Genomic DNA, 24,700 nt, shown 5'->3' with positions numbered 1-24,700 from the left:
TCAGAAGCGGAATTAATCTAATTTCACGCCCAGGCGATGCGCGACGGCTTCATAGGCTTCAATCAAGCCGCCCAGACTCTGGCGGAAGCGGTCTTTGTCCATTTTGTCCAGCGTCTCTTTATCCCACAGGCGGCTGCCGTCCGGTGAAAACTCATCGCCCAGCACCACTTCGCCTTTATACAGGCCAAACTCCAGTTTGAAATCCACCAGGATAAGACCCGCGTCATCAAACAGTTTTTTCAGTACGTCGTTGGCTTTGTAGGTTAATTCTTTCATACGCGCCAGATTTTCCTGACTGACCCAACCGAAAGTTTCACAATAGGAACCATTCACCATCGGGTCGTGCAGCGCGTCGTTTTTCAGGAACAGATCGAATATCGGCGGGTTAAGCTCCATGCCTTCTTCCACGCCCAAACGCTTGACCAGCGACCCTGCCGCACGGTTGCGCACCACACATTCAACCGGCACCATCTCCAGCTTCTTCACCAGACACTCTGTATCAGACAGCAAACGTTCCATCTGGGTCGGGATGCCCGCCTCGGCTAGTTTGGTCATAATGAAATGGTTGAATTTGTTATTTACCATGCCTTTGCGATCAAACTGTTCAATGCGCGCGCCATCCCCTGCTGACGTATCATTGCGGAATTCGAGCACCAACAGGTCCGGGTTTTCCGTGCTGTATACGGTTTTCGCTTTACCACGATACAACTCAGCTTGCTTTTGCATCTTTAACACTCCTGGGTGTGAATTAACGATAAGTATTCATTTCCTGCTACGCCTGCCGGAGGAGCCGGCCTGTAATTGTGGTGCGAAATAGCGGTTAAATCGCGTTTTTGTACCGACGCACACGTTTGCGTATCTTATCAGAAAAAAGGGCCGGATTGCTCCAGCCCTGTTAAATTACTTGTTGAATGCCGCCTGGAAGACGGCAACCAACGCATCATTCTGGCTTTGCGTCAGGGTATGCCCCTTAGGATCGATAAACTGCAAGCTGCTGCGGTTATCTAAATCGCCGACCTGCAATTTATAGTCTCCGGACACCAGGCCCGGATCGCTTGCGCCCAGATCCCGCCACTCGCTGTCAGACAACGGTTTGTATGTTACCGCCATACTGCCCTGTGAGCGAGTACTGTCGGTGACTTTCATACCCGCTTTTTCCAGCGCGGCCGGAAGACGCTGCCATACCACGTTGAATGGACCGCGAACGACCAACATAGGTAAACCGGTATCATCAGCGGCGCTCTGCACATCCATCGTTGCGGCGGAACGGCTCTGCGCGGAATTTGCCGCATCCGTAGCGGTCTTATCCAGACCGGCGGAAATGACGTTCATCATTTCAGTGCTGTAGCGCTGCAGCGACGCCGCATCGGCGACCGGCTTGCCAGCCTGTTCCAGATTAACCAGTTTTACCGTTACCGCCTGCTGATAGCCCTGCGGCTTCACCGAGATTTGATAACGTCCGCGATACTGTTCGTCTTCATCCAGGCGGTTCCAGTTCACCCAATCGGTCGTCAGGGTCTGGCTGGCATCGTCACGTTTTTCAATCGGATAATTTTTCGCTTGAATCACGCTGACGACTTGCGGCCACAGCGTGCTACTACGACCATTCTCCACCAATAGCGTAGCGGTATCGCCAGAGAACTGGGTACGCGCGCCGCTCACCAACGCTAACGGCTGCGCCGGCGGACGGATATCCAACGCCTTACCAACCGCGCCGCTCCCCTTTGTGACCGGAATAACATAGTCGCCGGTCGTTATCGGCAGAATCATTCCTGCCGGGGCGTGAAGTTCAGCAAGCGGCGCGGCATCCAGATAGGATTCATCGCCGCTTACCTGGCGCTTGTAGCGCGAATCGGAACTACAGGCAGCGAGCAGCAAAACAAGCGAAACACCCGCAACCTTCGCCAGGCGCGACTTTTGTACTGAGTAAGCCATCAAATCTCCCTAAACTTTACAGCAGGCCAGCATGCTGAAGCGCTGCTTTGACGATATCACGACCATTGTCCGTGATAGGCGTCATTGGCAGGCGCAGCGTGTCGGTCGCCACAAGACCCAATGCCTTACATGCCCATTTCACCGGGATAGGATTGGGTTCGACAAATAGTTTGTTGTGTAACGGCATCAGACGCTGATTGATAGCGCGCGCCTCGGCAAATTGCCCTTCCGCCGCCAGTTTGCACATGTCAGCCATATCGCGCGCGGCTACGTTAGCCGTAACGGAAATCACGCCATGACCACCCAATTGCATAAAATCCAGCGCAGACGCGTCATCGCCGCTAAGCAGAATAAAATCGTCTGAAACCAGCTCTTTGATCTGATGAACGCGGGTTAAGTTCCCTGTCGCCTCTTTGATAGCGATAATATTTTTTATTTCCGCCAGACGACCCACGGTTTCCGGCAGCATATCGCAGCCGGTACGGGACGGCACATTATACAAAATTTGCGGCAAGTCAGTGTGTTCCGCGATGGCTTTGAAATGCTGGAACAAACCTTCCTGCGTGGGGCGATTGTAATACGGCGTCACCGTCAGGCAGCCAACAACGCCGCTGTCGTTAAAACGCTGCGTCAGGCTAATCGCTTCCGCGGTCGCGTTTGCGCCCGTGCCGGCGATAACCGGAATACGTCCGTCAGCCAGTTCCAGCGTCATCATCACGACATCGCCATGTTCATCATGGCTTAGCGTGGCGGACTCGCCGGTGGTGCCAACCGAAACAATCGCCGAGGTACCGTTGGCGACATGATAATCAATGAGTTTTTTCAGGCAAGGCCTACTGACGTTACCTTTCTCATCCATCGGCGTAACAAGCGCGACAATACTTCCCGTGAACATGGGCCATCCTCTGTGCAAACAAGTGCCCCAATGGTACGTTTGGTATGGCAATAAAAGCAAGCGACCAGAGCCGTTCTGATTGTTGTATGCAGGTTTTTTTTATGCTTTCCTTAAGATTACCTCACCGCTCAAAGGAATAACTGGTTTGACACCGTCATCACAACACTATTTGGTTATCACTGCGCTGGGCGCCGACAGGCCCGGCATTGTGAATACCATTACTCGCCATGTCAGTAGTTGCGGCTGTAATATTGAAGACAGCCGACTGGCGATGCTGGGCGATGAATTCACGTTTATTATGCTGTTGTCCGGCACGTGGAATGCGATTACCCTGATTGAATCGACATTGCCGTTAAAAGGCGCAGAACTGGATCTGCTGATTGTGATGAAACGGACATCCGACCGCCCCCGCCCGGCAATGCCCGCGACGGTATGGGTTCAGGTTGAGGTCGCCGACTCCCCGCATTTAATTGAGCGATTCACCGCGCTGTTTGATAGTCATGAAATGAATATTGCGGAGCTGGTCTCCCGCACACAGCCAGCCGAAGGCGATAAAGCCGCGCAATTATTTATTCAAATCACTGCACATAGTCCGGCGTCGCAAAATTCCGCAAATATTGAGCAAGCCTTTAAGGCACTATGTACAGAACTCAATGCGCAAGGCAGTATAAACGTCGTCAATTACTCACAACATGATGAACAGGATGGAGTTAAGTAATGAATCCACTGAAAGCCGGTGATATCGCACCGAAATTTAGCTTGCCGGATCAAGACGGGGAACAAGTAAATTTGACCGACTTCCAGGGACAGCGCGTTCTGGTTTATTTCTACCCAAAAGCCATGACACCCGGCTGTACCGTGCAGGCCTGCGACTTACGCGATAACATGGACGAGCTCAAAAAAGCAGGCGTGGACGTGCTGGGCATCAGCACCGATAAACCTGAAAAACTCTCCCGTTTCGCTGAAAAAGAGCTGCTGAACTTTACCCTTTTGTCCGATGAAAACCATCAGGTGTGTGAACAATTCGGCGTCTGGGGCGAAAAGTCGTTTATGGGCAAAACGTATGACGGCATTCACCGCATCAGCTTTTTGATTGACGCTGACGGTAAGATTGAGCACGTCTTTAATGATTTTAAAACCAGCAATCACCATGATGTGGTGCTGAACTGGCTGAAAGAAAACGCGTAAAAGCCTCAGGCCGCGCTGATGTGCGGCCTGGAAAGGGAATGCGCCGTCAGGCTTGCCGCGCCAGACGCCATATCGCCGCCACATTGCGCGCCGACAGGCTCAGGTTATATTCTGCCTCGTGTAAGGCTTCCGGCAGCGTAACGATATGTGACAAAATCGATAGTGCCGCATCGATACCCTGTTGATACACAACGTGATGATCGTGTTGCAGCCCACCGGCGAGCGCGATAACCGGTTTATGATACCGCTTAGCCACTCTGGCGACGCCAATCGGCGTCTTGCCGCAAATACTTTGGCTGTCCAGCCGCCCTTCTCCGGTAATCACCAGATCGGCATCTTTAACCGCCTGCTCAAGCTGTAGCGTTTCCACGACAATCTCTACGCCGGCGCGTAATTCCGCATTGAGCAATCCTAAAAGCGCGGCGCCCATTCCGCCTGCCGCACCCGCGCCGGGAGCGTTAATCACCTCACGTCCCGTCGCCTGATAAATATGTCGGCCCCAGTTTTCCAGCGCCGCGTCCAGAGTGTCCACCATTTCCGCTGTCGCCCCTTTTTGTGGGCCAAAGATGGCCGATGCGCCCTGGGGACCACACAGCGGATTGTTGACATCGCACGCCACGGTTATCGATACCTTACGCAGCAATGGGTGACAACCGGACAGATCGATAGAGGCCAGCGCCGCCAGCGCCTCGCCGCCCGGGGGCAGCGAGCGTCCCTGTTTATCACGTAATATAACGCCAAGCGCCTGCATCATCCCCGCGCCGCCGTCATTCGTCGCGCTGCCGCCAATCCCCAGAATAATACGCTTTACGCCACGCTCCAGCGCCGCGACGATTAATTCACCGGTGCCATAGCTGGTGGTATTAAGCGGGTTGCGCAATTCAGGCGAAACGTGATGCAGCCCGGATGCCGCCGCCATTTCAATCACGGCGGTATCGCTATCGCCCAACATTCCCCAACGCGCGGTCACCGGTTGCCCAAGCGGGCCCTGTACCCACTGGTCGACATAACGCCCGCCGCTGGCTTCCACCATCGATTGTACGGTTCCTTCCCCGCCATCCGCCATGGGCACTTTAATGTAGTCGGCGTCAGGATAAATTTCGCGGAACCCCTTTTCTATCGCCTCGGCAACCGCCATTGCGGACAAACTTTCTTTAAATGAATCAGGAGCAATAACAATTTTCATAGGGATTATCCTGCAAAACCGAAGAAGCCGAACATCAGAGTAGAAATAAAGGTAATGGTTAAACCCACCAGCGTTTCATACGGCATTAGCTTTAAACGTTCATGAATTTGCATATTGACGCTACCGCCCGTCGCGTGGAAAAAACTACCGTGCGGCAGATGGTCCAGCACTGTGGCACCTGCATGGATCATAGCGGCTCCCGCCAGGGCGGAAACGCCAAGTTCAAGTAACGTGGGAGAGAAAACGCCGGACGCCACCGCCGTTCCCGCTGTGGTTGAAGCCGTTGCCATTGACATCATGGTGCCAGACACGGGTGCCAGCAGCCAGGACGGCAATCCCGAAGCGGTGAGGCCATGAATCAGGACATCTTTAAGTTCGGAATTAGCGATAATTCCGGCCAGCGTGCCGGTTCCCAGCAACATAATAGCGACAGGTGCCATACGCATCAGACCGGCGACCATGTACTGGTTACAGTGGCGCGCACGTCCCATTAACAGCAGACCGACCAATCCCCCTACGGGCAGGGCAATTAACGGGTCAATGGAAATGCCGGCAAACGGACGGAGAGAAAGCAGGAAAATCGCGACCAGCGGCGCGCTAATCGCCACCAGAAAACCGGGTCTGGCGACGGAGTCATCATGGTCAGTCACTTCATGATCGGCGACGCCCACGCCTTTATTATTCAGCCGTTTCGCTAACAGATAGGCGATAATAAGCCCAACGATGCCCGGAACCACGCCCGCCAGCATAATAGAGGTAAGAGGAACATGAAACGCATCGGAGGCGGCAATGGCGTTCGGGTTAGGAGACATCACGTTACCCGCTTTGCCACCGCCGACCATCGCCAGCAGAATAGCGCTTTTTGACAGGCCCGCATTACGCGCAATCGACAGCGCAATCGGCGCGACGGTAATCACCGCCACATCAATAAATACGCCGACGGCGGTCAAACATAGCGTGGCAATGGCTAATGCCAATAATGCCCGGGTTTCCCCCACCTTGCGCACAACCGTCTCAGCAATCGTATTCGCCGCCCCGGACTCAATTAATACGCCAGCCAGTACGCCTGCGGCCAGAATACGTAATACGGCATTAACGATGCCCTGCGCGCCTGACACCATCAGCGAAACGGTTTGCAGAAGATCGGCGCCGCCAATCAAACCGCCGACCAGCGCTCCCGCCATCATGCCGTAGGCTGGCGACACTTTCCTTAAAATTAATACGATGGCCACGACCAATGCAGCAATGGCTCCCAGGGTGGATATCGACGTCATATACTGCGCCTCCTTTAACATAGAGCGCGCAGTATGGAAAAGCCCGCCTAAAAATCCGCTGGAGCTTTCAACAGATTTCGATCCGACCAGGCGGCGGTAACTTGTCGGTCGATACAGATTCGGCCTGGAGTTCCATACCGATATAAAGCCAAAGCGTACTTTTTAACTCATTGATTTTTATGTGCGTAATATCTTCACAACGCTGTAAGCGATAGCGCAATGTATTCACATGAATATGCAATGCTTTGGCCGTTTGCGTCAGGTCACAATTATGTTCAAACCAGGTCCGCAGCGTCTGTTGCAATACGCCTTTCGCATCATGTTGTACCAGTTGCAGCCACAAACGCGATAACTCCTGCACTTGCCAACTTTCAGACAGCCCGCTTAGCAGCGCGGGAAGCGCATGGTCATGATAAAAAATGTACTGGCTGCGCAGCTTTTGTCTTTTCGCCATCACCTGCGTGGCTCTGGCAGTGAGCAAAGATCGGTGCAATCCCGTCTCGCCGACAAAATAGCCCCCAACCAAAATACGGCTAAAGCCCGATGATGCAGCCCATGATTTAAAAATCTGCAATTCGCCCATTTCCTGGCGGGTATTCCACTTTCCCTCTTTTAACGTGATAGGCTTAATAATGATTAATTCATTAAATTCGGTAAACGTCACCAAATGGTTGCGCGCGTGATTCTCGAAATAATCCATTACATTGCGCAGCGCTTCGCGATCCGGCTGGGAAAGTTCAATAATCAGCACCACTCTGGGAACCGCCAGATCAATGCCCAGATAGGCCGCCATGGAACGCAACGATTCCGTCGAATTTTCTCGCAAAATCAATTGGTTGATTAGCTCTTCGCGATAGCGTTTATCCCACTGGCGCTGTTCGATCAGCACCATATGCTCGATCACCAGCTCCGCCGCCATTTTAACCAGCTCGGCATAAGCGCGAACCTGCTCCGGCTCACCGGTAATGCCTACCACGCCAATAAGCTGTTCATGAAAAGAGATGGGGAGATTAATGCCGGATCGCACGCCTTTGAGCTGATTGGCGGTAGCGGAATCAATTTCTACAATACGGTTTTCCTTCAGCGCCAGAATGGCCCCTTCGTGACGCTGGTGAAGGCGCGAAGGTTCGCCAGACGCGATAATGACGCCATGTTCATCCATGACGTTTACCGAGTAAGGAATAATTTTCATGGCTCGCTGTACAATTTGCCGCGCGGTATACCCTTTCAAGTAATGTTTTCTCAACACACTCATTCCCTGTTTCGTTATCGCTTTACATTAAAAAAGCCATTTCGCATCAATGATGTCACTTATTAACGAATTTCTCCGAAGAATGCTTAGGCTAAGTCACCAAATTTTGGCGGCTTTACAGCGAGAATTTTGTAGGTTCCAACAATAGAAATGCCGCAACACGGTGCGGCATTAAAAAAAAGATCGGCTTTCTAAGCGCTTGTCCCCCATCGGGAATGCGCAAAATGGCGACAGGGCACTATGATATCGTTCACGCTTTACGGCTTTCGTACAGACCGCTTAGGATGAGGTATCCGTCACCTGACCATCCGGCCAGGCATGGACGACTGCTTTAATCAGCGTCGCCAATGGAATGGCGAAAAATACCCCCCAGAATCCCCACAGACCGCCGAAAATCACCACCGACAGAATAATCACCAGCGGATGCAAATTCACCGCTTCGGAGAAAAGTACCGGTACCAACAGATTGCCATCCAGCGCCTGAATAATCAGATAAACGGCAAAGCAGCTCCAGAATTCCGTCCCCAGGCCAAACTGAAACAGCGCGACGCCCACCACCGGAATTGTCACCACAAAGGCGCCGATATAGGGGATCAGGACCGAAAAGCCCACCAGTACCGCCAGCAGTAGCGAATAGTTGAGGCCAAACAGCAAAAAGCCCAGCCAGGTCGCCACGCCCACCACCACCATCTCCAGCACTTTTCCGCGGATATAGTTGGTGATCTGCTGATTCATCTCATTCCACACCTGCCCCGCCAGCCCGCGATTACGCGGCAGCACGCGGCGCACGGCATTCAGCATCTGCTCTTTATCTTTTACCAGGAAAAAGACCATCAGCGGCACCAGAACCAGATATACCGCCAGCGTCAGTAGCCCGACCAACGAAGCCAACGAATACTTCACCACCGAATCGCCCATGTTAAGCATCCGGGTGCGCATGTTTTCCGCCATCGCATCAATAATGCCCGCATCCATCAGCGCCGGATAACGTCGCGGCAAGGTCGCGGCAAAATCGGACAGTTTATTCAGCATACCGGGCATATCACGAATCAGATAAATACCCTGCTGCCAGGCAATCGGCATCACCACAAACGCCATTAATAACAGAATGCCGACAAAGAGGATAAGGACAATGGAGGTTGCCCAGCGTCGGGAACAGCCAATCGCCTGTAGGCGTGCCGTTGGCCACTCCAGCAGGTAGGCCAGTACGATAGCGACCAACAGCGGCGCTAACAGGCCACTAAAGAAAAAGAGGATGCTAAAACCAGCCACCAGAATGACCAGCAAGGCAATCGCCTCCGGGTCGCTGAAGCGACGGCGATACCATTGCATTAACATTTCGAGCATAAAACCCTTCCCAGAACTCAACTGCGGGATTGTGATGCCGAATTGTATCGAAATGTCACAAAAAAGACTTCGCTTTTTATCGTTGATTCAGGAAACTAAAACAGTGCGTCTGTGCTCATCACAGTTACACTTATGAAGTGTCGGAGCGTGGAACGATATTTCACGAAGTTGGTCAAAGGGCTATCTCAAAATAACAGGATAGAGGTTATGTTCAGGCAGTTGAAAAAAAACCTGGTGGCAACCCTCATTGCAGCATTGGCTCTCGGTCAGGTCGCGCCCGCATTTGCCGACCCTGCCGACACGCTGCCCGATATGGGAACCTCGGCAGGAAGCACGCTTTCTATTGGACAAGAGATGCAAATGGGCGACTTTTATGTGCGCCAGCTACGCGGCAGCGCGCCGTTAATCAACGATCCGCTGCTGGTGCAATACATTAACGCTCTCGGAATGCGCCTGGTCTCACACGCCGACTCCGTCAAAACGCCCTTCCATTTTTTCTTGATCAATAATGACGAAATCAACGCCTTCGCGTTCTTTGGCGGCAATGTGGTGCTGCACTCGGCGCTTTTTCGCTATGCGGATAACGAAAGCCAGCTAGCCTCAGTCATGGCGCATGAAATCTCCCACGTTACGCAGCGCCACCTGGCGCGCGCGATGGAAGATCAAAAGCGCAGCGCGCCGCTCACCTGGGTGGGCGCGCTCGGTTCCATTTTGCTGGCAATGGCCAGCCCACAAGCCGGTATGGCGGCACTAACCGGTACTCTGGCGGGAACGCGCCAGGGGATGATAAGCTTCACCCAGCAAAATGAGCAAGAAGCCGACCGTATTGGTATTCAGGTACTGCAACGCGCCGGATTTGACCCACAGGCGATGCCCTCTTTCCTCGAAAAACTGCTCGACCAGGCGCGTTACTCCACGCGCCCGCCTGAAATTTTGCTCACTCACCCCTTACCGGAAAGCCGCCTTGCGGATGCCCGCAACCGCGCAAACCAGATGCGCCCGGTCGTGGTACAATCTTCCGCCGACTTCTATCTCGCCAAAGCGCGTACCCTGGGAATGTATAATTCCGGACGTAACCAGCTCACCAGCGACCTGTTGGATCAGTGGTCTAAAGGCAACGTGCGTCAGCAACATGCGGCGCAATATGGCCGGGCGTTGCAGGCGATGGAGGCGAGCAAGTACGATGAAGCGCGCAAAACGTTACAGCCGCTATTAAGCGCGGAACCGAACAATGCCTGGTATCTTGACCTCGCCACCGATATTGACCTGGGGCAGAAAAGAGCCAGCGACGCGATTAATCGCCTGAAAAATGCCCGCGATCTGCGCGTTAATCCGGTGCTGCAGTTAAACCTCGCCAATGCATACCTCCAGGGAGGCCAGCCGAAAGCGGCGGAAACCATTCTGAATCGCTATACCTTTAGCCATAAAGATGATGGCAACGGCTGGGATCTGCTTGCTCAGGCCGAAGCCGCGCTGAACAACCGCGATCAGGAGCTGGCGGCGCGCGCCGAAGGTTATGCGCTGGCGGGACAACTGGATCAGGCAATTTCACTGCTCAGTAGCGCCAGCTCCCAGGCGAAACTGGGTAGCCAGCAACAGGCGCGTTACGATGCGCGTATCGACCAGTTGCGCCAGTTACAGGAACGCTTCAAGCCATACACGAAAATGTAATCGCCATTTATTAGCCGGATGGCGTCACAAGGAGAACTCATGACCGACACGATTAAAATCTACCATAACCCGCGCTGCTCGAAGAGCCGCGACACGCTGAATCTGCTGAAATCTAACGGCGTGGAACCGGAAGTGGTGCTTTATCTGGATACGCCCGCCGATGCCGCCACCGTGCGTGAACTGCTGCGTATGTTGGGCATGTCCAGCGCGCGCGAACTGATGCGCCAGAAAGAAGACCTTTATAAAACGCTTCACCTGGCGGATAGCCAGCTTAGCGAGGAGGCGTTAATTCAGGCGCTGGTTGAACACCCTATACTGATGGAGCGCCCCATTGTGGTGGCGAATGGTCAGGCACGTATTGGTCGGCCGCCTGAGCAGGTACTGGACATCCTCGGTTAACCGCTGAACGCCGCCGTCGCGGCGTATTACAGTTTCAGAATCTCTTTGACAAACGGGATCGTCAGTTTTCGCTGGGCAGTGATCGACGCATGATCGAGCTGATCCAGCGTCATAAACAGCGTGCGCATTTCGCGATCGAGCCGTTTAAGCAAAAACCGTCCGACATCTTCCGGCAGTTCAAACCCCCGTAGCCGGGCGCGCAACTGTAGCGCCTGAAGTTTATCTTCATCCGAAAGAGGCTGGAGTTTATAGATTTGCCCCCAGTCCAGGCGGGAAGCGAGATCGGGCAAGCCCAGATTTAACTGTCTTGGCGGACGATCGCCGGTGATCAATAACCGCGTCTTACCGGATTCCAGAATACGGTTATAGAGGTCAAAGATCGCCATCTCCCACAGTTCATCGCCAGCGACGCACTCAATGTTATCAATACACACCAGCGAGAGATGTTCCATACCGTCGAGCACTTCCGGCACGAACCAGGTGCGTTTATCGAGCGGGACGTAGCCTACCGCATCTCCACGCTGCGACAATTCCGCGCAGGCGGCATGCAACAAATGGCTGCGGCCCGCACCTTCACGCGCCCAAAGGTAGATATATCCACTATGTTCCTGACGCAACACGTTTTGTAACGCGGCCAGTAGAGAGGCGTTATCCCCCGGCCAGAAACTTGCGAAAGTTTCGTCGTCAGGAAGATAAAGTGGCAAAGAGAGCTGTGCCGGTGTGTTCAGAGATACCTCAACCCAGGATTGCATAAAATCGTGCTGAGTTTACCACATAATTCTCTTGAGATAGAACCAGGCAGCATCGCTGCCCGGCAACCCGTTACCGATGCGGCGGCTCCACATCATTTGCCTCCAGCACAACTTCTTCCGGACGCAACAGGCTAATCAGTTTAAAAATCAGGCTAAGGCCAATCCCGACGATGGTCGCCAGCGCCATCCCTTTCAATTCTGCCGCGCCGATAGCCACTTTCGCGCCGCTCACGCCGATGATCAAAATTACCGAGGTGAGGATCAGGTTTTGCGCTTTGTTATAATCGACTTTCGATTCGATCAATACGCGAATCCCCGACGCGCCGATAACGCCGTACAGCAGCAGCGAGACGCCGCCCATCACTGGTAACGGGATAATCTGAATCGCCGCCGCCAGTTTGCCGACGCAGGAAAGCAGAATGGCGAAAATCGCCGCGCCGCCAATAACCCAGGTACTGTAAACGCGAGTTATCGCCATGACGCCAATATTTTCACCATAGGTGGTATTCGGCGTGGAGCCGAAGAAGCCGGAGACGATCGTCGACAGTCCATTGGCGAACATCGAGCGGTGCAAACCGGGATCGCGTACCAGATCTTTTTTGACGATATTCGCCGTTACCACCAGATGACCGACATGCTCGGCAATCACTACCAACGCCGCAGGCAGAATCGTCAAGATCGCGAACCATTCAAAACGCGGCGTATAGAAGGTCGGCAGCGCAAACCAGTGCGCCTGGGCAATCGGCGTGGTATCGACCACCCCCAGCGCGAACGACAGCGCATAGCCCACCAGCACGCCAATCAAAATAGGAATGATCGCCAGGAAACCACGAAACAGTACGGAGCCGAACACCGTCACCGCCAGCGTGACCATGGAGATAATAATCGTTTTTGTGTCCGGCGATTGCCCTTGCGCAGGGAGCAATCCGGCCATCCCCGCCGCGACGCCTGCCAGCTCCAAACCGATAACAGCAACGATTGCGCCCATTGCCGCAGGCGGGAACATCACATCCAGCCAGCCTGTGCCCGCTTTTTTAACGATGAAAGAGACCAGGCAGAATAATACGCCGCACATAATAAAACCGCCCAGCGCCACTTCATAACCCAGCGGCAACAGCAGTAATACCGGCGAAATAAAGGCAAAGCTCGATCCCAGGTAGGCAGGGATTTTACCTTTGCAGATAAAGAGATACAGCAACGTTCCGATACCGTTAAACAGCAGAACCGTCGCGGGGTTGATATGAAACAGAACTGGCACCAGCACGGTCGCGCCAAACATGGCGAAAAGGTGCTGCAAACTAAGCGGGATTGTTTGTAAAAGCGGCGGTCTTTCACTCACCCCGATAGCACGGCGCGTCATAGTGTTTTCCTCTGAGTGTGTTTGTTATGAGTTGTTTTATTCAAAAAAAAGCCGACTCTTAAAGTCGGCTTTTCATCATTTATTCACTTATTTAGTACCAAAAATCTTATCGCCGGCATCGCCAAGCCCTGGAATAATGTATCCGTGCTCGTTAAGCCCCTGATCGATAGAAGCGGTGTACAGTTCAACGTCCGGGTGCGCTTTTTCCAGCGCCGCAATGCCTTCCGGCGCGGCGACCAGCACCAGCACCTTAATGCTGCTACAGCCTGCTTTTTTCAGCAGGTCGATGGTCGCGATGACAGAACCGCCAGTCGCCAGCATCGGGTCGACGATCAGCGCCATGCGCTCATCAATGTTCGATACCAGTTTCTGGAAATAAGGTACTGGCTCAAGCGTCTCTTCGTTACGGTACATCCCGACTACGCTGATACGCGCGCTCGGTACGTTTTCCAGAACGCCTTCCATCATGCCCAGACCCGCACGCAGAATCGGCACAACGGTAATTTTTTTACCTTTGATCTGGTCAATTTCCACCGGGCCATTCCAGCCTTCGATGGTGACTTTTTCCGTTTCCAGGTCGGCTGTCGCTTCATACGTCAGCAGGCTGCCTACTTCTGAGGCGAGTTCACGAAAGCGTTTAGTGCTAATGTCGTTTTCACGCATCAGACCCAGCTTGTGTTTGACGAGTGGGTGTTTGACTTCCACGATCTTCATACTCTTCTCCTATCCTCAGATGACTGGCAACCACAAAAAAAATCGCCGGATTATACCGCTTTTCCTCTCTGGCGCAACACAATGTATGCTTGACCTGGATCAACCAAAAGCGCTGATCGCGGAAAAGCGAGTATAAATCACTCACGTTGAAACCAGCGCCTACCGCCATCAACCTATTGAATTTTAACAGGTGATAATCTTTCTCGTCCACATATCGTAAACCAAGTGCCGGATATCCTTTTCTTTTTTACCAACAGGGAAAATTTTCAAGCAGCGGCCGAAACCATACCAAAAAATCGCCCGGACATGCAGGGCGCAGACCACGCTCGCAAACGTTTGCTTTCCCTGTTAGAATTGCGCCGAATTTAACTTTTACCGCAAGAAAAAACGTGGGGAACCAGGCAGTGACCGATAAAACCTCTCTTAGCTATAAAGATGCCGGCGTCGATATTGATGCGGGTAACGCTCTGGTTGATCGAATCAAAGGCGTAGTGAAGAAAACTCGCCGCCCGGAGGTTATGGGCGGTCTGGGCGGTTTCGGTGCGCTGTGCGCGTTGCCGCAAAAATATCGTGAACCGGTACTGGTTTCCGGCACTGACGGCGTAGGCACCAAACTTCGCCTGGCGATGGATTTAAAACGTCACGACGCTATCGGTATTGATCTGGTGGCGATGTGCGTAAACGATCTGGTCGTTCAGGGCGCGGAACCGCTGTTTTTCCTCGATTACTATGCCACCGGTAAACTGGATGTCGATACCGCCGCCAGTGTGATCAACGGTATTGCCGAAGGCTGCCTGCAATCTGGTTGCGCGCTGGTCGGCGGCGAGACGGCGGAAATGCCGGGCATGTATCACGGCGAAGATTACGACGTGGCGGGTTTCTGCGTTGGCGTAGTCGAAAAATCAGAAATCATCGACGGCTCCCGGGTTGCCGAAGGCGACGTGCTGATTGCGCTCGGCTCCAGCGGCCCGCACTCGAATGGATATTCGCTGGTGCGTAAAATTATTGACGTTAGCGGCTGCGATCCACAAACCACTCTGCTGGAAGGGAAGCCACTTGCCGATCATCTGCTTGAACCGACCCGTATCTACGTAAAATCGGTTCTGGAACTGATTGAAAATATCGATGTACACGCTATCGCACACCTCACCGGCGGCGGCTTTTGGGAAAATATTCCGCGCGTTCTGCCGGAGAATACCCAGGCGGTAATTAATGAGTCGTCCTGGCAATGGCCCGCCATCTTTACCTGGCTGCAAACCGCCGGTAACGTCAGTCGACATGAAATGTACCGTACCTTTAACTGCGGCGTCGGCATGGTGATTGCGCTATCCTCTCCGGAAGCGGACAAAGCGCTTGCTCTGCTAAACGAGAAAGGTGAAAACGCATGGAAAATCGGTATCATCAAAGCCTCTGATTCCGAACAGCGTGTGGTTATTGAATAATGAATATTGTGGTGCTGATTTCCGGCAACGGAAGCAATTTACAGGCGATTATCGATGCCTGCAAAGCAAAGAAAATTAAAGGCACCCTCAGGGCAGTATTCAGCAATAAGGCTGACGCGTTCGGCCTTGAACGCGCCAGAGAAGCCAGTATTCCGGCACAAGCGCTGACTGCCGATCGGTTTGGCAGCCGCGACGCCTTCGATCGCGAGCTGATTCGCGAGATAGACGCGTATTCGCCTGATGTGGTCGTGCTGGCCGGTTTTATGCGTATTCTGAGTCCGGCGTTTGTCGCGCATTACCACGGGCGTCTGCTGAACATTCACCCTTCCCTGCTGCCAAAATATCCGGGGTTGCATACCCATCGCCAGGCGCTGGAAAACGGCGATGAGGAGCATGGTACCTCGGTGCATTTCGTGACAGACGAACTCGACGGCGGTCCGGTCATTCTCCAGGCGAAGGTGCCGATTTTTGCCGACGACAACGAAAATGATATCATCGCACGCGTACAAACTCAGGAACACGCGATTTATCCGCTGGTGATCGGCTGGTTTGCGGAGGGGCGTTTAAAGATGCGCGATAACGCCGCCTGGCTGGACGGGCGTCGTCTGCCGCCGCAAGGTTATGCGTCTGACGAATAATACGCCATCTGATGTGGCTGCGTCTGCTTGCCGGATGGCGGCATAAATGCCTATCCGGCCTACTCTTTTTCCTTCCTTTATGCTATCAGTTTATTGTCATACTTTTCTGACGCAGTTGGACATTAACGCGTAATGCTCGCCATAATCATCAGGCAGTGTCCCGTGAATAAAACGGAGTATAAGTAGTAATGGGTCAGGAAAAGTTATATATCGAGAAAGAACTGAGCTGGTTAGCATTTAACGAACGCGTATTACAGGAAGCAGCGGATAAATCCAACCCGCTGATTGAGCGGATGCGGTTCCTGGGTATCTATTCTAATAACCTCGACGAGTTCTACAAAGTGCGTTTCGCCGAACTGAAACGACGCATTATTATCAGCGAAGAACAGGGCTCAAATTCTCATTCACGCCATTTGTTAGGCAAAATTCAGTCCCGCGTGTTGAAAGCAGACCAGGAGTTCGACGGCCTGTACAACGAATTACTGCTGGAGATGGCGCGTAATCAAATCTTTCTGATCAACGAGCGTCAGCTCTCGGTGAACCAACAGAGCTGGTTGCGCCACTATTTTAAGCACTATTTGCGCCAGCACATTACCCCGATTCTTATTAACCGGGAGACGGACCTTGTTCAGTTTTTAAAAGATGATTACACCTATCTGGCGGTGGAGATTATCCGCGGCGACACCATCAACTATGCGCTGCTGGAGATACCGTCCGACAAAGTCCCACGCTTCGTTAATCTGCCGCCGGAGACACCGCGCAGACGCAAGCCGATGATCCTTCTGGATAATATTCTGCGCTACTGCCTGGATGACATTTTTAAAGGGTTCTTCGATTATGACGCGCTTAACGCCTATTCGATGAAAATGACCCGCGATGCTGAATATGATCTGGTGCATGAGATGGAATCCAGTCTAATGGAGCTGATGTCTTCCAGCCTGAAGCAGCGCCTGACCGCTGAACCGGTGCGCTTTGTCTATCAACGCGATATGCCCGCCGCTCTGGTCGACGTGTTGCGAGAAAAACTGACAATCTCCCGGTATGACTCAATCGTACCCGGCGGACGCTACCACAATTTTAAAGACTTTATTAATTTTCCGAATGTCGGTAAAGCCAACCTGGTCAATAAACCGTTACCGCGGTTACGCCATCTTTGGTTTGATAAAGAGAAGTTTCGTAACGGTTTCGACGCAATTCGCGAACGTGATGTGCTGCTCTATTATCCGTACCATACCTTCGAGCATGTACTGGAACTGTTACGCCAGGCGTCGTTTGACCCAAGCGTGCTGGCGATCAAAATCAATATTTATCGCGTAGCGAAAGACTCGCGCATTATTGACTCGATGATCCATGCCGCCCATAACGGCAAAAAAGTCACCGTGGTGGTGGAGTTGCAGGCGCGCTTCGATGAAGAGGCGAATATTCACTGGGCCAAGCGGTTAACCGAAGCGGGTGTCCATGTTATTTTCTCTGCGCCAGGGCTGAAAATTCACGCCAAACTCTTTCTCATCTCACGAAAAGAGGGCGATGACGTGGTGCGTTATGCGCATATCGGCACCGGTAACTTCAACGAAAAAACGGCGCGGCTGTATACCGATTATTCGCTGCTGACCGCCGATGCGCGCATTACCAATGAAGTACGCCGGGTCTTTAACTTTATTGAAAACCCCTATCGTCCGGTCACTTTCGATTATTTGATGGTTTCTCCACAAAACTCACGGCGTCTGCTGTATGAGATGATCGATCGTGAAATCGCCAATGCCCAGCAAGGCTTACCGTCAGGGATTACGTTAAAGCTTAACAACCTGGTCGATAAAGGGTTAGTCGACAGGCTATACGCCGCGTCGGGTTCGGGTGTCCAGGTCAATCTTTTGGTGCGCGGCATGTGTTCTCTTATTCCGCAACTGGAAGGAATTAGCGATAATATTCGCGCGATTAGCATCGTGGATCGCTATCTTGAACACGATCGGGTTTATATTTTCGAAAACGGCGGCGATAAGCAAGTGTGGCTCTCTTCAGCTGACTGGATGACGCGTAATATTGACTACCGTATCGAAGTCGCTACGCCTATCCTCGACCCGCGGCTTAAACAACGCGTACTGGATATCATTGACATTCTGTTTAGCGACACGGTAAAAGCGCGCTTTATCGATAAAGAACTCAGCAACCGCTACGTACCGCGCGGCAATCGCCGCAAAGTTCAGGCACAGCTGGCGATTTATGACTACATCAAATCACTCGAGCAACCAGACTAACGCTATGCCAATTTACGATAAATCCCCTCGCCCGCAGGAGTTCGCTGCGGTCGATCTCGGCTCAAACAGCTTTCATATGGTCATTGCCCGCGTGGTTGACGGCCCAATGCAGATCATCGGGCGCTTAAAACAGCGCGTCCATCTGGCGGACGGGCTGGGCGCAGATAACAAACTCAGCGAAGAAGCTATGGAACGGGGGCTTAGCTGTCTGTCGCTGTTTGCTGAGCGTTTACAAGGATTCTCCCCTTCCAGCGTCTGTATCGTGGGCACCCACACGTTACGTCAGGCGCAAAATGCCGCTGATTTTCTCAAACGCGCGGAAAAGGTTATTCCCTACCCAATAGAGATTATTTCCGGTAACGAAGAAGCGCGCCTGATCTTTATGGGCGTAGAACATACGCAACCGGAAAAAGGCCGCAAGCTGGTGATCGATATCGGCGGCGGGTCAACAGAGCTCGTCATCGGCGAAAACTTCGAACCCAGGCTGGTTGAAAGCCGTCGTATGGGCTGCGTGAGCTTCGCGCAGCTCTACTTTCCCGGCGGTGTTATCAATAAAGAAAATTTCCAGCGCGCCCGGATGGCGGCAGCGCAAAAACTGGAAACCTTAACCTGGCAGTATCGTATTCAAGGATGGAACGTGGCGATGGGCGCTTCCGGTACCATTAAAGCCGCTCATGAAGTTCTCCTGGCGCTGGGTGAGAAAGATGGCTTCATTACGCCGGAGCGTCTCGACAAACTGAAGTCAGAAGTGTTGAAGCACCGCTCCTTTAATGCGCTCAGCCTGCCGGGTCTGTCTGAAGAACGAAAAGCGGTCTTTGTGCCGGGTCTGGCGATTCTGTGCGGCGTTTTTGATGCGTTGGCTATCCGCGAGCTTCGCCTTTCCGACGGCGCATTGCGCGAAGGCGTCCTGTATGAAATGGAAGGTCGCTTCCGCCATCAGGATGTTCGCAGCCGTACCGCAAAAAGTCTGGCCAATCAATACAACATTGACAGAGAACAAGCCAGACGCGTGCTGGAAACCACTATGCAGATGTATGAGCAGTGGCAGGCCCAGCAGCCAAAACTGGCGCATCCGCAGCTCGAAGCGTTGCTCCGCTGGGCGGCAATGCTACATGAAGTTGGACTGAATATTAATCACAGCGGTTTACATCGCCATTCGGCTTATATTCTGCAACACAGCGATTTGCCTGGCTTTAATCAGGAACAGCAAATGATGATGGCGACTCTGGTACGTTATCATCGTAAGGCCGTAAAACTGGATGATATGCCCCGCTTTACGCTGTTTAAGAAAAAACAGTATCTGCCGCTAATTCAGCTATTACGGCTGGGCGTATTATTGAACAACCAGCGGCAGGCGACAACCACGCCGCCGACGCTGCGGCTAACGACCGATAACAGCCACTGGACGTTACGTTTTCCGCATGACTGGTTCAGCCAGAATGCGCTGGTACTGCTTGATCTGGAAAAAGAACAGCAGTACTGGGAAGCGGTAACTGGCTGGCGTCTCAATATTGAGGAAGAAAGCTCGCCGGAGATCGCCGCGTAAATTGTAGGTCAGACGCCGCGGCGCGGCGTCTGACGTTACTGAATCTCAGATAATCGCTGCGGCTCGCCAATTAAATATCCCTGAAGATAGTCGATCCCCAATGAGAGTACCGCGCTGCGTATTTCTTCGCTCTCGACGTACTCCGCGACAACCTGCATTTTTTTCATTCGCGCTAAATGACAAATAGAAGCCACAATCTGATAATCGAGACTGTTTGACACGATGTTGCGGATAAAACTACCATCAATTTTAAGAATATCAGCGTTCACGTTTTTCAGCCGGGCATAGCTGGCGTAGCCGGTACCAAAATCATCAATCGCTATCTGACAGCCAAACTGCTGTAACTGTCCCAGCGTCAGCTGCGCCTGCTCGGCATTGGTGAGGGAGTTACTTTCCGTCACCTCAAACACCAGTTGCCAGGGCTCAACCTGATATTGAATAAGCAACTGATTAACTTCTGAAGGAAAACGGGCGCGACATACCGATATTGGCGACAGGTTAATGGCAAAGCGATGTGCGGGCATATATTCCCGGCTGGCTGCCATAAACCGCAGCGTGTTTTCAATCACCCAGAGATCGATAGCGGAAGACAAACCAAACTCATGCGCTACGGGTAAAAAATTGTCCGGGTTGATAACGTCGCCGTTGTCATCCCTGAGCCGCAGTAAAATTTCATGGTAAAGGTCCCCACGAACACCAGAAATAGGCTGCGCCATCAGGAAAAAATGATCGTGCTCCAGCGCCTGTTGCAGGCGGTTCATCATCGCAATTCTTCCCTTCAAATCGCGCTGCAGATGCACCGCGCCGCGCCGCTGTAAATCTTCCGGCGCGTTAGTCGTCAACGAAAGATCGGAGCTGGTGCTTAACTCGCCTAACAGAAGATAAAGATGGCTAACCGGGGAACGCACGCAGCAGTAGCTCACGCCGACGGGCGGCTGTAGCGGCAGCCCGTCCCAGATAAACCGAAACTGCTTTATATGTTTATCCAACGCTTCAATACGCTGCTGATGCGACGCTGTATTAAGACGTAGCACCAGGTCGTGCCCTGACATCTGGTACACACACTCATTTGAGGCCAGCATCGGCGTAATCCAGTGAGAAAGCTTTTGCTTATACTGGATGCGCAGCATGACGCCATAATTTTTACCCAATAACTCCAGGCCCGGCACGTGTAAAAAACAGATTGTAGACCAGGGCGCGTTTTTGAGCGCACGGTTTAGCGCACGTAAATTGGGAAGATGGACAACCGGGTCAAGATAGGCCAGCCGACGCGCGCGACCGCTCACCACGCGCTGGCGTGTGGCCAGTACAGCCATATAATTAACAATGAAAGAAAAAACCAGATAGCTCGAAGAGGTAATGGCTAATTGCGTATCATAACCTGAATACCAGGGCATATAACGCTGGTAATAATGAATCGACGTAATCAGCACGACGGCCCAGATGATTGAAATAAATTTATAGCCATAGCGCATCGCTCCCCATAGCATGACCGGCAATAATAACGAAAGTGTATAGTTGGTACTAAATATTGAGCTATTATCAGTCAATGGCATACATAGTATAAACATCAGTGTAATCAGTACCGCCAGCCAAATAACAATTTCTTTTTTAGTGGCTTTGCTATCAACTTGTAGTTTTAATTGCTGATAATACCCCCGCAGGTGCAGCGGATTACGGAGAGTACGAATAATAAAATAACACAACGGCACGCCGATAAGATTGCCGACCAATAACGCCTGATAATTAATCAGCGTGTTGATGTTAAAGGGCATTACTCCCATCAGGCTGGCTTTGCTTTCGTACATGCCAACAAAAGCGGCAAACTGATAGATAACCAGAAATAATGTCGCCGAACAAAATACCTGCCAGAACATTCGTTGGAACATCAAGTGGGCATCACCGTGAGAAACATTGTTTCGCCGGGGGGAAAAAACATGGTAACCGCCCCAGCTTAGCACGATGGTAATGATAAAGTGCATCGTCACGGAAAGGGTTTCATATAGCCCCGTCTGCGGGTATCTGCGCCAGAAGATAGCAATCACAATGCCCGGCAGTGCTGCCCAGCCGAAAAATAACATCAGGCTAAGCATAAAAGCTAACGGCAGGTAAAACAGAACCACATTTCCAGTGCTGGTATGTGCATAAGTGTTTGCGCTACTTAAAACAGGTAATAAAATCGAAGGGAGGATAAGCGGTAGTCCCCACCATTTATCTCTGATATTTATATAAGATTTATTTAGCTTCATAGATGCTCAGCAGCCCCCCCCAATCCCAAAGGGGCGTTAACAGACAGGCATCCCACCTGACTTTAAATGGATGATGCGATATACATCATACGATAGTCATCGATTGTAATTATTAAACAAAAGTAATATTTGATTTAAGTCAATTATTACCTTCCTCCGGGAGCCTTTATTCACTTTTTTATTCTTCGTTATCATTAATTTATTATTAATGTAAATACTAAAATTATCTTCCATAACAATATAAGATAAATCAACTGACGCAATTTTACATTAAGAGGAATTGACCATCGGTTCACAGTATGCCTTAATGTAGAGTGAATGCAGGCTTGTTACGTTCTTCGCCCTGATAATACCCTTGAAGAACCCGGCCTGATCCCGCCCATACCGCTGGGCCAACGTTAAGGAACCCTTTGTGAGTCAGGCCAACAGTATGCGAAAACGACATCGATTTAACACTCGCATGACCCGTATCGTACTGCTTATCAGTTTTCTCTTCTTCTTTGGACGTTTCGTCTACTCTTCTATCGGCGCCTGGCAGCACCATCAGGATAAAAAAGAAGCGCAACAGTCAACGCTTTCGGTCAACACGCCGGGACAGCGTTAACTAGCCGTTATCCGTTGAAATAGCGATACTATCGTCACAGGCTTGCGGTGTTATCCAGACTCTGCTGCTCCCTTCCCAGGATTAGCATGAACCGATAGTTTGTTTTTTTAAGCGATAGAGGCTGAACGAAAGTCCGCCGTGACAAATGAGAAGCAGATACCGCTCAGGATTGCTACATTTTCTCTTAATAACTTCCACTCAGCATTAAAGATGTTTCGGCATCCAAAACAAAATATCGTTATCTCTATAGCCTCGAATTAGCGTTAATCGTTGCGACAGCTCGGTTTGCGCGACTCTGGTATACCAGCAACAGCTTTGTGCGCTTCAACCAGCCACGTTCAGCCGCTTTACGATACCACGCCAGCGTCATCTGGGTATGTTGGGGAACCCCATTACCGTACATACAGGCATTACTGAGTATTTCTTGCATAAAGCCCCCCAGCCCTGCTGCCTTACGATACCATTTCAACGCTTCTTTTTATTACGAGGAAAGTTTTTACCGTAATTATAATGATAACCAATAACGAAACAGGAAAAATAAGATCCCTGCTTACCTGCTTTTTTCCAGCCATTTTATCGCCAGCTTATAATCCGGGATAACATAGTCGCCATCCGCATACATTCCACCCAGACTAAATTGAGCAAGCCCATCCCTTTTTTCGCTTTGCATTCAGTTAGCTGGATGTACTGACACATCTCTGACCCCAGGGGGTATCTATCCTGACTGCGTGAAGCTGTGACTCGCTTCAAGAAATATTAAAATCGACACTAACTCTAGTGAATTTTATTTTTAAAATGAATGAAATACGCATACAACATTCTTATTATAATTACCTCCAGAATATTAACGCATATTTATAGCAACCCGATATCTTTTTGATCCCGATTTATTCGGGCCTGCTTATTATTGAAGTAAAAACCCCGCCGTTAAGCGGTTTCTCTTCAACTTTTCAGCTCAATGCGGGGAAACCATTCCCACTCAATGGTTTAGAAACCATCCAACATCTTGTTATCACTGAGTTTTACGACAACCATTTCCAGACAATACCGCAAAAAACATCGTCAAAATAATAAAATTTATGATGTAAATCACGTTGTTATGATAGTATTACAAACACGCCCTTTAGGGCCGTATTATTGCCATACAACACGTATTTAGGGTTATCAGGCCACTATCAGACGCTTAAAGAGCAACTGCTGGATATCCTGCCTGGGTGACCAGATCACATGCGCGGTCACTAAGATTTCCTCGACCGAATACAAAACATGGTGTGGAATAGTGAACATAATCGGTATGAGTTCACTCCAGCTCACGGTGCCGATGGTCCGCTGATTACCTGGACGCCTGAGAGACCTGAAGGAAGTGACCTTCCCTCACATACCGGCAGCGACATCAAGTCAATAGACCAGGCTACAATACTCGTCACGCCAATTCCTGACGGCAAAGATGAATACACGACACCACCATTCCCGGTGCCGGAAGAACGCGATCTTAACGATTACATTCTGGTGTTCCCTGCGGATTCAGGCATTAAGCCGATTTATGTTTATCTGAAGGATGATCCGCGGGATCAGGCTGGTACAGCTTCAGGAAACGGTTCTCAAATTGAAACAGGACAGAAGTGGCTTGATTTGTCTGTAACAAACAATGGAGAGGGTGCTAAAATCCCTTCAAATATTGCAGATAAATTACGTGGAAGACACTATGATAGTTTCCGTAAGTCTCGGGAGGATTTATGGTTAGAAATAAGCAAAGATCCAGAGCTATCAAAACAGTTTAGTAACGGTAATATAGAGGCGATGCAAGAGGGGAAAGCACCAACAGCCCCATTTGCTGGACATTATGTAGGACCAAAACAAGTAATTAAGAAGTTTGAAATACATCACATAAAACCTATTGAAGAAGGTGGTGGAGTGTATGATATCGATAATTTGCGAATTACAACGCCAAAACTTCATAAATTCATTCATTACGGGGAATGAGGGAGCCTAT

General features: G+C 51.3%; 22 protein-coding genes and 2 pseudogenes. 10 read left to right on the top strand and 14 right to left on the bottom strand.

Going from position 1 to position 24,700, the window contains the following annotated elements:
• Positions 1–12: 12 nt before the first annotated feature.
• The 3 genes from purC to dapA form a co-directional block, all read right to left on the bottom strand.
• Positions 13–726, bottom strand: a complete 714-nt coding sequence (gene purC, locus AC3G3F_RS13635) for a phosphoribosylaminoimidazolesuccinocarboxamide synthase (protein WP_023179582.1) — start codon at positions 724–726, stop codon at positions 13–15.
• 174 nt (positions 727–900) lie between these two features.
• Entirely contained in the window at positions 901–1,935 is a 1,035-nt protein-coding gene (gene bamC, locus AC3G3F_RS13630) for an outer membrane protein assembly factor BamC (RefSeq protein ID WP_053507827.1), read from the bottom strand.
• 16 nt (positions 1,936–1,951) lie between these two features.
• A complete protein-coding gene (gene dapA / locus AC3G3F_RS13625; RefSeq protein WP_000494016.1) occupies positions 1,952–2,830 on the bottom strand; it encodes a 4-hydroxy-tetrahydrodipicolinate synthase in 879 nt (292 codons plus the stop codon).
• 145 nt (positions 2,831–2,975) lie between these two features.
• Between dapA and AC3G3F_RS13620 the strand changes: the two genes are divergently transcribed.
• Together AC3G3F_RS13620 and bcp are read left to right on the top strand one after the other, a co-directional pair.
• Positions 2,976–3,548, top strand: coding sequence for a glycine cleavage system transcriptional repressor (locus AC3G3F_RS13620; protein WP_000189059.1), 573 nt, complete (start codon positions 2,976–2,978; stop codon positions 3,546–3,548).
• The gene (gene bcp / locus AC3G3F_RS13615; RefSeq protein ID WP_488395155.1) at positions 3,548–4,018 is read left to right on the top strand and encodes a thioredoxin-dependent thiol peroxidase; all 471 of its coding nucleotides are present in this window, start codon (positions 3,548–3,550) and stop codon (positions 4,016–4,018) included. The genes AC3G3F_RS13620 and bcp overlap by 1 nt, the downstream gene beginning before the upstream one ends.
• A gap of 46 nt (positions 4,019–4,064) precedes the next feature.
• On the opposite strand, the gene AC3G3F_RS13610 is transcribed toward bcp, so the two are convergent.
• The 4 genes from AC3G3F_RS13610 to AC3G3F_RS13595 all read right to left on the bottom strand — a co-directional run bounded on the left by AC3G3F_RS13610 (position 4,065) and on the right by AC3G3F_RS13595 (position 9,077).
• Entirely contained in the window at positions 4,065–5,204 is a 1,140-nt protein-coding gene (locus AC3G3F_RS13610; protein WP_053507828.1) for a glycerate kinase, read from the bottom strand.
• A 5-nt stretch (positions 5,205–5,209) separates the two neighbouring features.
• Positions 5,210–6,478, bottom strand: coding sequence for a GntP family permease (locus tag AC3G3F_RS13605; protein WP_136058145.1), 1,269 nt, complete (start codon positions 6,476–6,478; stop codon positions 5,210–5,212).
• A gap of 67 nt (positions 6,479–6,545) precedes the next feature.
• A complete protein-coding gene (locus AC3G3F_RS13600) occupies positions 6,546–7,733 on the bottom strand; it encodes a sugar diacid recognition domain-containing protein (protein WP_218506261.1) in 1,188 nt (395 codons plus the stop codon).
• A gap of 276 nt (positions 7,734–8,009) precedes the next feature.
• Complete coding sequence (locus AC3G3F_RS13595; protein ID WP_000892060.1) at positions 8,010–9,077, bottom strand: AI-2E family transporter; 1,068 nt, start codon at positions 9,075–9,077, stop codon at positions 8,010–8,012.
• 207 nt (positions 9,078–9,284) lie between these two features.
• On the opposite strand from AC3G3F_RS13595, the gene bepA reads away from it, so the two are divergent.
• Positions 9,285–10,748 (top strand): beta-barrel assembly-enhancing protease, encoded by a 1,464-nt coding sequence (bepA, locus tag AC3G3F_RS13590; RefSeq protein ID WP_023245952.1) that lies wholly within the window; start codon positions 9,285–9,287, stop codon positions 10,746–10,748.
• A 39-nt stretch (positions 10,749–10,787) separates the two neighbouring features.
• Complete coding sequence (gene arsC / locus AC3G3F_RS13585) at positions 10,788–11,147, top strand: arsenate reductase (glutaredoxin) (protein ID WP_023245953.1); 360 nt, start codon at positions 10,788–10,790, stop codon at positions 11,145–11,147.
• A 26-nt stretch (positions 11,148–11,173) separates the two neighbouring features.
• On the opposite strand, the gene AC3G3F_RS13580 is transcribed toward arsC, so the two are convergent.
• The 3 genes from AC3G3F_RS13580 to upp form a co-directional block, all read right to left on the bottom strand.
• On the bottom strand, positions 11,174–11,875 hold the full coding sequence (locus AC3G3F_RS13580) for a DnaA inactivator Hda (protein WP_061835882.1): 702 nt from the start codon (positions 11,873–11,875) through the stop codon (positions 11,174–11,176).
• 94 nt (positions 11,876–11,969) lie between these two features.
• Entirely contained in the window at positions 11,970–13,259 is a 1,290-nt protein-coding gene (gene uraA, locus AC3G3F_RS13575) for a uracil permease (protein ID WP_023245954.1), read from the bottom strand.
• An 87-nt stretch (positions 13,260–13,346) separates the two neighbouring features.
• Positions 13,347–13,973, bottom strand: coding sequence for a uracil phosphoribosyltransferase (upp, locus tag AC3G3F_RS13570; RefSeq protein ID WP_000706208.1), 627 nt, complete (start codon positions 13,971–13,973; stop codon positions 13,347–13,349).
• A 404-nt stretch (positions 13,974–14,377) separates the two neighbouring features.
• Here upp and purM point away from each other — a divergent pair, with 404 nt between their 5' ends.
• From purM to ppx, 4 genes are all read left to right on the top strand, one after another.
• Entirely contained in the window at positions 14,378–15,415 is a 1,038-nt protein-coding gene (gene purM / locus AC3G3F_RS13565; RefSeq protein ID WP_023245955.1) for a phosphoribosylformylglycinamidine cyclo-ligase, read from the top strand.
• Entirely contained in the window at positions 15,415–16,053 is a 639-nt protein-coding gene (purN, locus tag AC3G3F_RS13560) for a phosphoribosylglycinamide formyltransferase (RefSeq protein ID WP_023245956.1), read from the top strand. Before purM ends, purN begins: the two co-directional genes overlap by 1 nt.
• A 188-nt stretch (positions 16,054–16,241) precedes the next feature.
• Positions 16,242–18,308, top strand: coding sequence for a polyphosphate kinase 1 (gene ppk1, locus AC3G3F_RS13555; protein WP_000529555.1), 2,067 nt, complete (start codon positions 16,242–16,244; stop codon positions 18,306–18,308).
• Between the two features lie 4 nt (positions 18,309–18,312).
• A complete protein-coding gene (ppx, locus tag AC3G3F_RS13550) occupies positions 18,313–19,854 on the top strand; it encodes an exopolyphosphatase (protein WP_488395229.1) in 1,542 nt (513 codons plus the stop codon).
• Between the two features lie 35 nt (positions 19,855–19,889).
• Here the strand turns inward: ppx and AC3G3F_RS13545 are convergent, their stop codons facing one another.
• The gene (locus AC3G3F_RS13545; protein WP_063390691.1) at positions 19,890–22,103 is read right to left on the bottom strand and encodes a bifunctional diguanylate cyclase/phosphodiesterase; all 2,214 of its coding nucleotides are present in this window, start codon (positions 22,101–22,103) and stop codon (positions 19,890–19,892) included.
• Between the two features lie 96 nt (positions 22,104–22,199).
• The gene (locus tag AC3G3F_RS13540; protein ID WP_053529987.1) at positions 22,200–22,337 is read right to left on the bottom strand and encodes a hypothetical protein; all 138 of its coding nucleotides are present in this window, start codon (positions 22,335–22,337) and stop codon (positions 22,200–22,202) included.
• A gap of 178 nt (positions 22,338–22,515) precedes the next feature.
• On the opposite strand from AC3G3F_RS13540, the gene AC3G3F_RS13535 reads away from it, so the two are divergent.
• Positions 22,516–22,707 (top strand): YfgG family protein, encoded by a 192-nt coding sequence (locus AC3G3F_RS13535; RefSeq protein ID WP_000075925.1) that lies wholly within the window; start codon positions 22,516–22,518, stop codon positions 22,705–22,707.
• A gap of 340 nt (positions 22,708–23,047) precedes the next feature.
• On the opposite strand, the pseudogene AC3G3F_RS13530 reads toward AC3G3F_RS13535, so the two are convergent.
• Together AC3G3F_RS13530 and AC3G3F_RS13525 are read right to left on the bottom strand one after the other, a co-directional pair.
• Positions 23,048–23,427 (bottom strand): annotated as a pseudogene (locus AC3G3F_RS13530) (tetratricopeptide repeat protein); the annotation flags it as partial.
• A 444-nt stretch (positions 23,428–23,871) separates the two neighbouring features.
• Positions 23,872–23,979, bottom strand: a pseudogene (locus tag AC3G3F_RS13525) (hypothetical protein); the annotation flags it as partial.
• Between AC3G3F_RS13525 and AC3G3F_RS13520 the strand changes: the two are divergent.
• Entirely contained in the window at positions 23,974–24,690 is a 717-nt protein-coding gene (locus tag AC3G3F_RS13520) for an S-type pyocin domain-containing protein (RefSeq protein ID WP_070802041.1), read from the top strand. The pseudogene AC3G3F_RS13525 and the gene AC3G3F_RS13520 sit on opposite strands and share 6 nt — an antisense overlap.
• Positions 24,691–24,700 lie beyond the last annotated feature (10 nt).

This window comes from Salmonella sp. FC25216, assembly GCF_057751355.1.
This window is presented reverse-complemented; position numbering and strand designations above follow the sequence as displayed.

Bases quoted from the DNA above. Each gene is read 5' to 3' on its own strand.
- AC3G3F_RS13610 (WP_053507828.1), bottom strand. From the start codon at position 5,204: ATGAAAATTGTTATTGCTCCTGATTCATTTAAAGAAAGTTTGTCCGCA.
- bamC (WP_053507827.1), bottom strand. From the start codon at position 1,935: ATGGCTTACTCAGTACAAAAGTCGCGCCTGGCGAAGGTTGCGGGTGTT.
- uraA (WP_023245954.1), bottom strand. From the start codon at position 13,259: ATGACGCGCCGTGCTATCGGGGTGAGTGAAAGACCGCCGCTTTTACAA.
- AC3G3F_RS13595 (WP_000892060.1), bottom strand. From the start codon at position 9,077: ATGCTCGAAATGTTAATGCAATGGTATCGCCGTCGCTTCAGCGACCCG.
- ppx (WP_488395229.1), top strand. From the start codon at position 18,313: ATGCCAATTTACGATAAATCCCCTCGCCCGCAGGAGTTCGCTGCGGTC.
- bcp (WP_488395155.1), top strand. From the start codon at position 3,548: ATGAATCCACTGAAAGCCGGTGATATCGCACCGAAATTTAGCTTGCCG.
- AC3G3F_RS13605 (WP_136058145.1), bottom strand. From the start codon at position 6,478: ATGACGTCGATATCCACCCTGGGAGCCATTGCTGCATTGGTCGTGGCC.
- ppk1 (WP_000529555.1), top strand. From the start codon at position 16,242: ATGGGTCAGGAAAAGTTATATATCGAGAAAGAACTGAGCTGGTTAGCA.
- AC3G3F_RS13540 (WP_053529987.1), bottom strand. From the start codon at position 22,337: ATGGAAGATAATTTTAGTATTTACATTAATAATAAATTAATGATAACG.
- bepA (WP_023245952.1), top strand. From the start codon at position 9,285: ATGTTCAGGCAGTTGAAAAAAAACCTGGTGGCAACCCTCATTGCAGCA.
- arsC (WP_023245953.1), top strand. From the start codon at position 10,788: ATGACCGACACGATTAAAATCTACCATAACCCGCGCTGCTCGAAGAGC.
- AC3G3F_RS13600 (WP_218506261.1), bottom strand. From the start codon at position 7,733: ATGAGTGTGTTGAGAAAACATTACTTGAAAGGGTATACCGCGCGGCAA.
- AC3G3F_RS13545 (WP_063390691.1), bottom strand. From the start codon at position 22,103: ATGAAGCTAAATAAATCTTATATAAATATCAGAGATAAATGGTGGGGA.
- AC3G3F_RS13520 (WP_070802041.1), top strand. From the start codon at position 23,974: ATGGTGTGGAATAGTGAACATAATCGGTATGAGTTCACTCCAGCTCAC.
- purN (WP_023245956.1), top strand. From the start codon at position 15,415: ATGAATATTGTGGTGCTGATTTCCGGCAACGGAAGCAATTTACAGGCG.
- upp (WP_000706208.1), bottom strand. From the start codon at position 13,973: ATGAAGATCGTGGAAGTCAAACACCCACTCGTCAAACACAAGCTGGGT.
- purC (WP_023179582.1), bottom strand. From the start codon at position 726: ATGCAAAAGCAAGCTGAGTTGTATCGTGGTAAAGCGAAAACCGTATAC.
- dapA (WP_000494016.1), bottom strand. From the start codon at position 2,830: ATGTTCACGGGAAGTATTGTCGCGCTTGTTACGCCGATGGATGAGAAA.